A 14,031-nucleotide genomic window follows, 5' to 3' on the forward strand; every position below is an offset into this window, starting at 1 on the left:
ATTTCTACCAAAATAAAAAACCACATTTTATGAATAGAATTCACATTGTCTCCAACAGACTTCCTGTAAGTATAAACGTAGAAAACGACAATATCAAACTGATACCTAGTGTTGGTGGTCTGGCAACTGGTATGAGATCGGTATACAAAGAATATAATGGCAAATGGATTGGATGGCCAGGTTTACCTAGCGATGAATTAGGTGATGATTTAAAAGCAGATATTGAAGAAAAATTAGTTGAAGAAGATTGTGTTTCCGTTCATCTGTCGAAGGAAGAAATAGATTTGTATTACGATGGTTTTAGTAACAGAACCATTTGGCCTCTTTTCCATTACTTTGCCCAGTACATCGATTATGAGCCACAACTTTGGGAGGCATTTGTGAACGTGAATCAGAAATTTGCTGACAAAGCTCTTGAAACTCTTGAAGAAGGAGACACCATTTGGATTCATGATTACCAACTCCTTCTGGTGCCGGAAATGATTAAATCTAAAAAACCAGGAGTTACAGTTGGTTTTTTCCTACACATTCCCTTCCCTTCATTCGAGGTGTTTAGAATTCTTCCATGGAGAAAGGAACTGATTCAGGGAATGCTTGGCGCCGATTTAATTGGCTTTCATACTTTCGATTATCAAAGACACTTCTTTAGTTGTGTTCGCAGATTAATGGGGTATGAAATATCCTTTAACGAAATTCATATTGAAGATAGAATCATCCTGGTTGATTCATTTCCAATGGGAATAGACTACGACAAATTTAGAGATGCTGCCACACAAACTTTTCAAAAACCTTTGCAAGAGAAATCAAAGCTGCATCGAGAATTGGAAAAATACTTTCTTGTTTCTCCAAACAGAAAACTGATTCTATCCATTGATAGATTAGATTATTCGAAAGGTATTCCCAACAGACTTCAGGCATTTGCTAAGTTTTTGGAAGAGTATCCGGAGTTTATTGGAAAAGTTACCTTAATTATGCTGGCTGTTCCTTCGAGAGGTACGGTTGAGCACTACATCAACCTTAAACGTGAAGTTGAGGAGTTGGTAGGTAATGTAAATGGTAGATTTGGTAGCATTAACTACACGCCCGTTTGGTATTTCTATAGATCCATGCCTTTCGAAAGCCTAATTGAACTTTATAGCTCCTGTGATGTAGCTTTGGTTACTCCTGTAAGAGATGGAATGAATTTGGTAGCTAAAGAATATGTGGCTTCACGTACCAACCGAACCGGAGTTATTATATTGAGCGAAATGGCTGGTGTTTCCAAAGAAATGGGTGAAGCGCTAATGATCAACCCTAATAACACGGGAGAAATTGCACACAGCATTTATCAGGCACTAACCATGCCTCTTGAAGAGCAGCGTGAACGTATGATTTATTTGCAAGATAGAATCAAACGTTATGATGTTTTCAAATGGTCATCGGAGTTTGTAAAATCATTACGAAAAGTAGAGAAACTTCAAAATTCTATATATGCAAAGAAAGTAAGCTCTTCTATTTTAGAGAAAATAAAAACTGAATATGCAGGTGCGAAAAAAAGATCCATATTCCTTGACTATGATGGAACGCTTACAGGATTTAAGAAAAACCCGAATGACGCAAAACCTGATGAAGAATTGCACAAAATTCTGTACAAACTAGAAGAAAATCCTCAAAATATAATTACCATTATTAGTGGACGTGATCGTGAAAGTTTGGAAAACTGGTTCGAAGGACACAAAATCAATTTAATTGTTGAACATGGTGTATGGATAAAGAAACATGGCAAAGAATGGAAAATGCTTGCCAATGCCAATGATACTTGGAAACCTGGTATTCGTCCTATACTGGAAACTTTTGTTGATCGAACTCCAGGTTCTTTTATCGAGGAGAAAAATTATTCCTTAGTATGGCATTTTAGAAAAGCTGAACCTGAACAGGGTGAACTTAGAGCCAATGAACTAAAAGATGAATTAACAACCATGATTGCCAATCATAATCTTGAAATATTGGAAGGAAACAAAGTAATTGAAGTAAAAAGTGGTGGTATCAATAAGGGAATGGCATCTCTGCAATTCCTACAAAACCAAAACTTCGATTTTGTTTTGGCTATAGGCGATGATTGGACAGATGAATACATGTTCAGAGAACTGCCAGAATCATCCGTTACCATTAAAGTAGGCTTAAAACATACAGCGGCCAAATATAAAGTCGACTCTGTAGCTAAAGTTCGCAGTTTACTTTCCGAATTGAATTAATGAGCCTAAAGATTTTAAAAAAAAGGTGGCAATATTGTCACCTTTTTTTTCTGATATTCAGTTAGAATTAATATTCTATCAGTATTTTTTCTCCAATTTTATAACTGATAGCTGGAAAATAGCTATTTTCGCACGAACCAAGATTTTTCTAAAATGTTACACAAACAATTCGATTTTTTAATAATCGGAAGTGGACTTGCAGGATTATATTCAGCATTCGAAGCCTCAAGATATGGCTCTGTTGCTATCGTAACCAAATCTAAATTAGATGTTAGTAATTCATACTATGCACAAGGAGGAATAGCTGCGGTAACTGATTCTGACGATTATCCTCAATTGCACCTGGAGGATACACTTATTGCCGGCAGAGGTTTGTGTGATTATACTCCTGTTGATATATTGGTGAATGAAGGTCCTGATCGAATCAAGGATTTGATAAAGCTTGGAATGCAATTCGATACAGAAAATGGTGAACTTTCTTTAGGTTTAGAAGGTGGTCATCACAGAAGAAGAGTTCTGCATGCAGGTGGCGATTCAACCGGAAAAGAACTGGTGAGATTTCTGATCCAAAAAGTTTTAAATACTTCCTCAATTACAATTTTCGAAAACCAAATGGTTTATGAACTTTTGGTTGAAAAACAAAAATGCCTGGGAGCACGAAGTTTTAATCGAAACGACAATTCGAATCTTTACATTCAAGCAAAATCTACCATACTAACTTTGGGAGGAGCTTCAGCAGTATATCAACGAACTACTAATCCGGAAACTACAGTTGGAGATGGAATTGCTCTTGCATATAATGCAGGTGCAGAAATTACTGATATGGAATTTATTCAATTTCATCCAAGCTCGTTTTATTCCGAAGAAGGCTATACTTTTTTAATTAGTGAAGCAGTCAGAGGCGAAGGTGCTCATTTAATTAATTCTAAAGGGGAACGATTTATGACCCAAATTCATGAATTGGCAGAATTGGCTCCCCGAGATATTGTGGCCCGTTCCATTTTTTATGAAATGCAAAAGTATGGCGATAAACATGTAACGTTAAGCTTAAAACACCTGGATAGTGAAAAATTGAAGAATCGATTCCCTTCGATATATGCAAAATGCAAAGAATCAGGAGCTGATTTTTTAGATAAAATTCCTATTGCACCTGCAGCTCATTATACCGTTGGTGGAATTAAAACCGATTATAAGGGAAAAACGAATATCGACAAGCTTTATGCTTGTGGTGAATTAGCATCAACAGGAGTTATGGGGGCCAACCGATTGGCCTCAAATTCACTTTTAGAATGTTTAGTATTTGGAAAAAGGGCCATTCAAGACGCTCGAGAACATACCCAGTTTGCCCCATCAAAAACAAATCAAGAAGGAATTTCTATTGATCATTCTTTATCTGATTTGTTCTTAAATCATGTTAATGAAATCGCCCAAGCAATGAATACAAAGGTTGGGATTGTAAGAACAGCTCAATATTTACAAGAGGTTCTGGATTTACTAGATAAAGTAAAATCCAATTTTCCTTTTAAAACCAATGAATACTACAGTATTCGTATGCAAAACTTATTAAGTGTTTGTAATTTAATTACAACTGCAGCATTGGCTCGCAAAGAAAGTCGTGGAGGTCATTATCGTAAAGATTTTAATACCGAAAATGAAGACTTTCTTGCTCACTCGGTACAACAATTAAATAAAGAGCTTACTTTTGTACCTGTAGAAATAAAATCAGAATAATATCACTTCATTCAAATGGAAGAAACAGGATTGAATATTCAAGAATTAGAATATATAATCGAACACGCTTTTCGTGAAGATATTGGCGATGGCGATATCACAACCAATAACCTGGTACCAGAGAATTCGGTTGCAAAAGCAAGTATGACTGCAAAAGCAGATGGTGTAATTGCAGGATTACCAATTGCTGAAAAAGTTTTTAAAAAATTAGATCCGAACTTGATATGGAAACCATTGGTAAAAGATGGTGATACCATTAAAAAAGGGGATGTAATTGTTGAAATGCAAGGCAGCTTTAGGGCATTACTAACAGGTGAACGATTAGCCCTGAACTTAATGCAAAGAATGTCTGGGATTGCAAGCGAAACTGCAAAGTATGTTGCTGAAGTTAAGCATACAAATGTTCAGATATTAGATACCAGAAAAACTGTACCTGGTCTTAGAACTTTGGATAAATATTCGGTTAAAACCGGAGGAGGAACCAATCATAGAATTGGATTGTATGATTTGGTAATGATCAAGGATAATCACATCAAAATTGCAGGTGGAATTGCTCCTGCAGTTGAGCAAATCAGAAAATCCATTCCTCCACACATCAAAGTTGAAGTGGAAACAACAAATCTTGAAGAAGTGAAAGAAGCTGTTGTTGCAGGTGCAGACATTATCATGCTTGACAATATGAGTAACGAAGCCATGACAGAAGCCGTGCATCTTGTAGATGGTAAAGCTAAAACAGAAGCTTCAGGAAATATGAGCCTGGAAAGATTAAAAGGTGTTGCTGAAACAGGTGTAGATTTTATATCAATTGGAGCACTTACTCATTCGGTAAAAGCACTAGATATCAGTCAAAATATTATTCTATAGTTTAATTAGAAAGAGGTTTCCTAAAATGGAAAATAAAGAGATTATAAGACAGATTGAGGAGTTGAAAAAGGCAAAGAATGCAATTGTTCTTGCTCATTATTATACACATCCTGAAGTACAAGATATAGCAGACTATATTGGTGATTCATTGGGCTTAGCACGTGAAGCAGGAAATACAACAGCTGATATTATTGTATTTTGCGGCGTTCATTTTATGGCAGAAACTGCATCAGTCATTTCACCAGATAAGAAAGTTTTAATTCCTGCACAAAAGTGTGGATGTTCGCTTGCTGAAAGTATTACTGGTAAAGACATTCAGGAATGGAAAGCTAAAAACCCTGACGGATTAGTGGTTTCATATGTAAACACTACTGCTGAAGTAAAGGCTGAAACCGATTATTGCTGTACTTCATCCAATGCAATTCAGGTGGTAGAACATTTAGGAAAAGACAAAAAAATCTTTTTTACTCCTGATAAAAATCTTGGTGCATTCATTGTAAAGAAAACAGGTATTGAGATGGATTTGTGGAACGGCGATTGTTGCGTTCATGAACGAATAGACAGCAATATGATTGTTGATATGGCCAATCAATATCCAGAAGCAGACATTTTAATTCATCCCGAAAGCAAGTGTGCCAATGATGATGAAATTTTGAACATGCCAAATGCCTTCTTTTATTCTACAGCTGGTATTATCAAGCATGCAGCCGAATCAAACAAAAAACAATTTATCATTGCAACCGAATTGGGTACTCTACATCAATTGCAAAAAGCAAATCCAGAAAAAGAATTTATTCTTATTCATCCAAAAACCATTTGTGGCTCTATGAAAAGGGTGAAACTACAAGGGGTGCTGGAAGCATTACAGGAAGAAAAATATGAAGTTAAAGTTCCTGAAGAAATATCAAAAAAAGCAATAACATCCATTCAAAGAATGCTTGAAATAGGCTAACAAAATTAAAAACCTTTCTATATTTTAGGAAGGTTTTTTTTTCAACTTTCGCTAGCTTTTTTAATGTTGATAACTTGCGAATAACAAAAATATGGTATATTTAGCAATCAGTAATAAAACCATATACCATTCTAGTAATAACCAATCTAAATAAACAACAACCTAATAACAATTTCTCTTTTTTAACGTACATCTAACACCAAACAGCTATTGTTAACGAACGATCTTTTATAAAATGCAATTTCCCCTTAAACTTGTATTATTAATTTTCTGTCTTTTCCCCTATTCCATTTTTGCACAAGAGAAAATAGATCAACTAAAAAAGCAGTTGAAAATAGAACCAGACAGTAGCAAAACTAAGTTACTAATCAATATTTCCGGAAAATATGCTGTAACTAACCTTGACAGTGCTTTTCTCTATGCTAACAAAGCATACAATTTTGCCAAAATCAATCAGGAAAAATCGATTTTAGTCAGAGCTGGTTTAAATTTAGCTAACAGGTATTCTCAACTCGGACAATCCGAAAAAGCATACAAATATCTATTGGAGGCAAAAGGTCTGGCCCATGCATTAAAAGATACTGCTTTATTAAGTAGGTTTTACCACAATTTTGGCTATTACTTTTCTGACAATAGTGAATATGACAAGGCTATAGAAAATTTTAATAAAGCTATTGAATATTGTAAAATATCAAAAAATAATAGAATACATGCCAGCATTCTGAATGGTTTGGGAATCATTTACTGGGAACGTGGCAATTTAGAAGTAGCTTTAAAAAAATACCTGGAAGCTTATCGCATTTCTGAGGAGTTAAATGACACCAATTCACAATTGGTTTTATTACTTAATATAGCCAATATCTATGCTGATGAAGGTCGAAATGATGTTGCCCTTGAATACTATCAAAAAATTCTTGATTTGGCAATCAAAGACAAAGATCTGGATTCTCAAGCTATAGTTTATAATAATATAGCTACCATACACCAAGAAAATAAAGAATTTGCGAAAGCTTTAGAATTCTTTAAAAAAAGTCTGAATATCAACAACCAAATAGGTAACGAAGCTGGAGAAGCCCTTGCCATGAATAATATAGGGGAAAACTATTTCAAAACTGGAAATATCAAAGAAGCTATATTTTACATCGATAATTCTCTGGCAATAAATAGAAAATTAAAATTAGAAACGGATATTGTTTATAACCTGGAATCGCTAGCTAAAGTTTATTTGTTTACCGGAAAACTGCAAAAGGTCTACGATATTATAAATGAAGGCTTACAGTTATGCAAGAAACTTAAGATAAAAACAATGGAACGTAGCTTCTTGCAACTTAAATCGGAATACTACTATTCTGCAGGAAACTATAAAAAAGCTTACAAAACATACGAGAACTACAACAAACTCAAAGATAGCCTAATAGAGGCTAGCAAATCTGATAAAATTGCTCATTTGCAAACGCAATTTGAAACTGAAAAAAAAGAAAAAGAAAACGAAATATTAAAAGTAACGAATGAGTTAACTCAAGAAAAATTAGATAAGGAAAAAGCATTCACCAATTATCTTATTGTGTTTTTTGTAATCACAATGTCTTTATTAATACTGGTTTACTTTTTATATAAATCAAAAACAAAAGTCAACCAAAGGATCAATAAAATTAATGGAATGCTGGAAGAATCGAATCAAAAACTAAAAGTAACCAATGCTACCAAGGATAGATTCTTTTCCATTATCGCTCATGATTTACGTTCACCATTCAACTCTATTCTAGGATTTTCAGAATTGATCAAAAGTGAATTAAAGGAGAGTAAAAATCTTAATTTAATTGAAGAATACAATACCAATATTAATGAATCTTCGCATAGTTTGTTTACATTGCTTGAAAACTTATTGCAATGGGCAAAAAGCCAGCGAGGTGAACTGGAATTTAATCCAGTTCAATTTGATCTTCATCACTTGATTCAGTCAAATCTTATTATTTTCAAATTGAAGGCTGCAGATAAAGCAATTAAATTAAGCTCTGATATCCCTCCTCATACTGAAGCTTATGGCGACATTAATATGGTGAGTACAATTCTTAGAAATCTAATTAGTAATGCTCTAAAATTCACTGAACAAAATGGAGATATAACTATCTCTGCCGATATACAAGATGAATTTGTGTTTCTAAAGGTTAAAGATTCAGGAATAGGTATTAGTAAGGAAAACCAAGAGAAGCTCTTTAAACTAGACTGCAATTATACAACAGTGGGTACTGCAGATGAAACTGGTAGTGGACTGGGCTTAATTCTTTGTAAAGAATTCGCAGAAAGAAATGGTGGAGATATTTGGGTAAAAAGCGAAGAAAATAAAGGCAGTGAATTTATCTTGAGTTTAAAAATAGCTTAGAAAAAATCTAAACAATTACCAAGCGATTTCTTTTTTGGAATCGCTTTTTTTAGCTTCAGTATTTCCTTTTATATTTGCCCTCCAATCTAATAAAACATGGAACTAGTAAGCATTTTTCTAATTGCCTTAGGGCTTTCTGTTGATTCTTTCGCTGCATCAGTATGTAGTGGATTAGCTATTAAAAAAATACGATTTCTTCAAGCTGTAAAAATTGCCTTTTTTCTAGCTTTATTTCAAGGTGGAATGCCAGTTATTGGTTGGTTTATAGGCTGGGAAATTAACGAATTGATAAAGGAGTTTGATCATTGGATTGCTTTTATCCTTTTGGCTGGACTAGGAAGCAAAATGATTTATGAAAGCTTATCTAATCATGAAGAAGACTCCTCCTTTAATCCTTTAAAACTAACCGTTCTAATTGGCATATCTGTTGCAACTAGTATAGACGCTTTGGTCATAGGCTTTAGTATGGCACTTATTGATGTAATCATTTGGTGGCCTGCAGTAATAATAGGCGTTGTTACATTTATTGCCTCTATGCTTGGAATGCTGCTTGGTAAAAAGATTGGAAGTCAAACCAGCAAAAGATTCGAAGTATTAGGTGGAATTGTATTAATACTAATTGGCCTTCGAATCTTAATTGAACACTTGTTATTTTAAAGCTTTCCAGCTTCTTTTAAATGAACCATCAACAAACTAAGGGATTTAATTCCAGTTGTAATGGCTGGAGCTGATAAGGTGGCTCCCGAAATTGAATCAATGTCTTTATTGAATTCAAGCTGTTGTCCGTTATGCTTTCCTTCGAACTGTTTCAACCAATATTTGGCCATTATTTCGCCACCATATGATGAACGATAGACAAGAATTACAACTTTTTTAATGGTCATTGATTTATCAAATAATACCAAATAATCAAACAGATCGTTCTTTCCTTTCGAACTGGCAAAAGCCGCTAAGCCAATTTCAGCTCCTTCATTCATTAGTTTACTAACAGATACTTTCTCAATCCCCGGAAATCTTGTAATATCATATGAAGGTTCAGATAAATCTATAAAACTCACATCTTCAGTACCAAAAGTACTTTTTATGGCTTTATCAATTCTTTTCTGAATTGGCTTCGGATAATCTTTAGCATTTACATCATCGTAAATCAATACAATTGATGCAACAATTAATACTTGCAATAATCTCTTCATAGTAAGTTTTAAATAACAGAAAACTGCAAAACAGGATATAACCCGCTCTGCAGTATATAATTTGTTAAAAATTACGAATTAGAACCAAACTCCAACACCGCAATTGATAAAGTTTTTCTTTACATCATTACCATCTTTAAATCTTTGGTAATCTACTTTTACCACAGCTCCTTTTGCCAAGTGATAACTTAAACCAACAAACCAATCCTCACGATCGTAAGCTTTATTAGCTGTAATACCATCAACTTTGTGATGCGTGTTATAGTTTTCGTAACGAACGAATGGCACTAAAGCTTGCTCTTTACCATGTAACAAGTCGTAACCAGCTTCAAGATAGTAACCTCTCATTTGCTTTCCTAAATCTTTTCCCGTCTTATCGTTATACTCTTTTACATCGTTAATGTAAGAATGAATATATTGACCTTTAACCTGGAATGCATCAAGTTTGTAACGCAAATCAAGACCTAACATGCTAATTCCAACACGAGTCGAATCTGCTACAGCTTCTGCAAAATCATCATCTTTATCTAAACCATTAAATTCTGATGATTGAGTTTTACCAAAATATCCTGATAAACCAAGATTAAGGCCTTTAATTCCATAGTAGTCAACTTTTGCTGATACAGAAGGAGAAGTAAATGTAGATTCAGCCCCTTTTTGACGACCTTTTCTTAATCCATCTGATCCTCTTAGTTTACCACTACCATCAAATCCGTTAAATCCATTCATAACATACAATTGGTACTTTAAAGGAGCATTTGCCAATCTACCGGTAATACCTACCCCAATTTCTCTCCAAGTAGTTGGAACAATGTACTTATCAACGCTAGGACGCTCAACCCCATTAAAAGTAGTTGGCTCATGATATTCATTAATAATACCCATTGGTACCAACATCAAACCACCTCGAATACTTGTATTTGGCTTGATATTGTAATTTAAGAATGCTTGTTCTACATACAACTCTTTAACGTGTTCGTACTCAATCTCAGTTACAAAAGATGTTTTTTCGTTGAATTGATATCCAAAGAATAAAACCATTCTGTGAACATCCATCTTTCCATTATATCTTTCATTACCGCTAATTTGCTGATTATAGTGAACCTCTCCGTAACCTCCAATACTCAATTTCTCACTCTTAATTTTCTCTAAAATTGTTGATCCTATACTTTGTGGCTCTTTCTGATCTTGTGCATTGGTAGCACCAAATGCAAAACAGATAACTAATAGTAATAATACTTTCTTCATTTCGTTTTTTCTTAGGTTTTAATTCTGATAATCGTTAGTGTTATTATCTGCGACAAAATTAGATTCAGTCTTAATAAATAAAAATACCTACATGTTGGTATTTTTTAACTTCAGAGCAGAATTCATTGTATTTAAACATTAAAGCATCCAGATATTTTAATACTTTTGAATCCAGATAATTCATACAAACAGAAAGAACAGAATGGAATACCTGAACCAATTTATAATTGATTTTATTGAAATACTAAATGAAATGTCCCCTTATTTGATGCTAGGCTTTCTCTTTGCCGGAGTACTAAAGGTGGCTTTTCCTCAACGTTTTATAGATAAATATTTGGGACAAAAAAATAGTAAATCGGTATTAAATGCTTCTTTAATTGGAATCCCATTACCACTTTGTTCGTGTGGGGTTATTCCAACAGGAATTTCATTTTTTAAAAGTGGAGCTACCAAAGGTTCTTCTGTTTCATTTCTTATCTCCACACCACAAACTGGTGTAGATTCCATACTAGTTACCTATTCGCTTTTAGGACTGCCATTTGCAATTATTCGACCTTTTATTGCTTTGGCAACTGGTTTTTTGGGTGGCGTTTTAACCAATAAAGTAGATGATTCTGTTGAAGTTCAAACCTCTGAACAAGCAACTAATTGTTGCACTACATCCGAAAAAGACAATTGTGGCTGTGAACCAAACAATAAGAAACAGAAATCAAAAATATACACACTTTTCCATTATGCCTTTGTAGAGTTCTTACAAGATATTTCCAAGTGGCTAATCATTGGTTTGGTATTGGCCGCAGTAATTTCTGTATTAATTCCTGATGATTTCTTTACAAATTTTATTGGCAATGATCTTATAGGAATGCTGGTTATACTAATAGCCTCCATCCCATTATATATATGTGCAACCTCATCAGTGCCAGTAGCAGCAGTTTTAATGATGAAAGGCTTATCACCAGGAGCTGCTCTTGTTTTTTTAATGGCCGGACCAGCTACTAATGCAGCAACCATAACTGTATTGAATAAAGTACTTGGTAGAAAAACGATGTGGGCCTACCTTATCTCAATAATTAGTGGAGCCATTGTGTTTGGATTACTAATCGATAACTTTCTTCCAAGAGAGTGGTTTGCTTTTGGTGGATTACATCATCACATGACTGGACATGAAGGTCATTGGGAACTTCCCAATTGGCTAAAATGGGGAAGTAGTATTAGTCTTTCACTTTTAATCATTAATGGATATTTTCAGAAATACTTATCATCTAAAAAAGCACTACAAACTCAAATTACAATACCTCAAAAAGAAGAAAAATTTGTAATCGTAAATGGAATGAAATGCAACCATTGTAAAAATAGTGTTGAAAAACACATTGGTGCACTTTGTAATATAGAGATTGCAGAAGTTAATCTTGAGCAGAAAATATTGCGCATGGTTGGAACATCAATTAAGCTTTCTCAAATCAAAAAAGAAATAGAGAGTTTAGGTTTTGAATTTGATGATAATGTAAAAAACTAAAAAAATTACTTTCCTGCACAACAAACACAAACAACAAACTTATAAACTGGTAGTTACACTCTAAATAAAAACAATTAAACTACACCTGAATAAGCTGTATAAACAAACTCTTATATTTATTAAGATTCTCTCGAAAACAAGGCATTTCACATGATATTTATCATGTTTTTATGTCAAATCACATTGATACATGTTCATATTTAATTACTTGGAAACTTCGATTTTTTAATTATTTTTGAGATGCTGTACAACATATTTATGCTGTATATTATCTTTTTTTTGGGAAACTATTCCTAATCTAATGGTAAATAATTGACTTAAAACAAGGCTTTTATAAAGTCTAATTAACAATTAACCAAAACTATGATTACGAAGATTTCAAAAGTCCTCGTTGCTAATCGAGGAGAAATTGCTCTGCGCGTAATGCGATCGTGTAGAGAATTAGGGATTAAATCCGTTGCGGTATATTCCGATGTTGATAGAACATCTATGCACGTTCGATATGCCGATCAGGCATTTCATATAGGTCCTGCAGCATCTGCTGAAAGTTACCTAAACATTGAAAAAATTATTGAAGTAGCTAAAAAATCCAAAGCGGATGCCATTCATCCAGGCTATGGATTTTTAAGTGAAAATGCAGAGTTCTCGAAAAGATGCCAGGAAGAAGGCATCATATTCATTGGGCCTACACCCGAAGTAATATCAACAATGGGTGATAAAATTACCGCCCGACAAACCATGATAAATGGTGGTGTTCCTGTAGTTCCTGGCACAAAGGAGAATCTTGACGATGAAGAAACCGCCCTTAAGGTGGTCAGAGAAATAGGACTTCCTGTAATGATTAAAGCTTCTGCTGGTGGTGGTGGAAAAGGAATGCGAATGGTTGATAAGGAAGAAAATATCCTTAGTGCTTTAAGAGCAGCAAAATCAGAAGCAAAATCAGCATTTGGAGATGACTCCGTTTACGTGGAAAAATACATTTCTTCTCCTCACCATATCGAGTTCCAAATTCTAGGTGATCAACATGGAAATGTAGTTCACCTTTGCGAACGTGAGTGTTCTGTGCAACGTCGTCATCAAAAAGTTGTAGAGGAAACCCCTTCTCCACTTATGACACCTGAGCTTAGAGAAAAAATGGGAGACGCAGCCGTAGCAGCTGCTAAAGCGGTAAATTATTATGGTGCCGGAACCATCGAATTCCTTGCCGATAACGATCACAATTTCTACTTCCTGGAAATGAATACTCGTTTGCAAGTAGAACATCCAATTACGGAAAGAACTACAGGTTACGATCTGGTAAAGCAGCAAATTCTAATTGCGGAAGGGCAAAAGCTAAATATCAAACAAGAAGAAGTTTTTCAGTTTGGACACGCAATCGAATGCAGAATTTATGCAGAAGATACTGACAACAACTTTATGCCAAGTCCTGGTTTGATAACACACATAACCGAACCAATGGGATTAGGTGTTAGAACCGACGGATACGTATATGAAGGATATGAAATTCCTATTCATTACGACCCAATGATCTCCAAGTTAATTATTTGGGCACGTACTCGCGAAGAAGCCATTGAAAGAATGCGTCGTGCACTTTATGAATACAAAATTACCGGGGTGAAAACCTCAATTAAATTCCTCGAAAGAATCATGGATTGCCGTGATTTTAGAGAAGGAACTTACGACACCCACTTTATTCAGAACAATGAAGAATTTTTGCTAGCCAGTGACGAAGCCAAGCAACAATTCGAAGATCTGGCCATAGTTACTGCCTTTTTAGATTATCATCACAAATTAAAGAATGCTCAGGTAGGACAAGAAGAATCAAAATCAAGCCGATGGAAAGATTTTGGTAGACGCAGAAGTGTTTACAGAGCAAGTGAAAATTAAAATGGTTCAACTTCAAAAAAATT

The 14,031-nt window shown here is 34.5% G+C and carries 10 protein-coding genes; 8 read left to right on the forward strand and 2 right to left on the reverse strand.

The genetic code is table 11. The annotated features are described in order from the left end of the window. Window positions 1-29: 29 nt before the first annotated feature. From NQ163_RS10610 to NQ163_RS10635, 6 genes are all read left to right on the forward strand, one after another. Window positions 30-2,234, forward strand: coding sequence for a bifunctional alpha,alpha-trehalose-phosphate synthase (UDP-forming)/trehalose-phosphatase (locus NQ163_RS10610; RefSeq protein ID WP_268190307.1), 2,205 nt, complete (start codon window positions 30-32; stop codon window positions 2,232-2,234). A gap of 153 nt (window positions 2,235-2,387) precedes the next feature. Further along, the gene (gene nadB / locus NQ163_RS10615; protein WP_268190308.1) at window positions 2,388-3,965 is read left to right on the forward strand and encodes an L-aspartate oxidase; all 1,578 of its coding nucleotides are present in this window, start codon (window positions 2,388-2,390) and stop codon (window positions 3,963-3,965) included. Window positions 3,966-3,980: 15 nt separating this feature from the next. Next, window positions 3,981-4,829, forward strand: a complete 849-nt coding sequence (gene nadC, locus NQ163_RS10620; RefSeq protein WP_268190309.1) for a carboxylating nicotinate-nucleotide diphosphorylase — start codon at window positions 3,981-3,983, stop codon at window positions 4,827-4,829. A 25-nt stretch (window positions 4,830-4,854) separates the two neighbouring features. Continuing rightward, a complete protein-coding gene (gene nadA, locus NQ163_RS10625) occupies window positions 4,855-5,781 on the forward strand; it encodes a quinolinate synthase NadA (protein WP_268190310.1) in 927 nt (308 codons plus the stop codon). 328 nt (window positions 5,782-6,109) lie between these two features. Then, window positions 6,110-8,164: a tetratricopeptide repeat-containing sensor histidine kinase gene (locus NQ163_RS10630; RefSeq protein ID WP_268190311.1), complete on the forward strand. Its 2,055-nt coding sequence runs from the start codon at window positions 6,110-6,112 to the stop codon at window positions 8,162-8,164. Window positions 8,165-8,260: 96 nt separating this feature from the next. Then, window positions 8,261-8,821, forward strand: coding sequence for a manganese efflux pump MntP (locus tag NQ163_RS10635; RefSeq protein ID WP_268190312.1), 561 nt, complete (start codon window positions 8,261-8,263; stop codon window positions 8,819-8,821). Here NQ163_RS10635 and NQ163_RS10640 read toward each other — a convergent pair. After that, window positions 8,818-9,357, reverse strand: a complete 540-nt coding sequence (locus NQ163_RS10640) for an FMN-binding protein (protein WP_268190313.1) — start codon at window positions 9,355-9,357, stop codon at window positions 8,818-8,820. The genes NQ163_RS10635 and NQ163_RS10640 overlap by 4 nt on opposite strands. Before the next feature lie 78 nt (window positions 9,358-9,435). Next, a complete protein-coding gene (locus NQ163_RS10645; RefSeq protein ID WP_268190314.1) occupies window positions 9,436-10,605 on the reverse strand; it encodes a hypothetical protein in 1,170 nt (389 codons plus the stop codon). A 202-nt stretch (window positions 10,606-10,807) separates the two neighbouring features. Between NQ163_RS10645 and NQ163_RS10650 the strand changes: the two genes are divergently transcribed. After that, window positions 10,808-12,121 carry an SO_0444 family Cu/Zn efflux transporter gene (locus NQ163_RS10650; RefSeq protein ID WP_268190315.1) on the forward strand — a complete coding sequence of 438 codons (1,314 nt, stop codon included), beginning with the start codon at window positions 10,808-10,810 and terminating at the stop codon, window positions 12,119-12,121. 363 nt (window positions 12,122-12,484) lie between these two features. Continuing rightward, window positions 12,485-14,008, forward strand: a complete 1,524-nt coding sequence (gene accC, locus NQ163_RS10655) for an acetyl-CoA carboxylase biotin carboxylase subunit (RefSeq protein WP_268190316.1) — start codon at window positions 12,485-12,487, stop codon at window positions 14,006-14,008. Window positions 14,009-14,031: the final 23 nt, after the last annotated feature.

Origin of the sequence: Marinifilum sp. D737, from assembly GCF_026672275.1 — a bacterium.
Taxonomy (GTDB): domain Bacteria; phylum Bacteroidota; class Bacteroidia; order Bacteroidales; family Marinifilaceae; genus Marinifilum.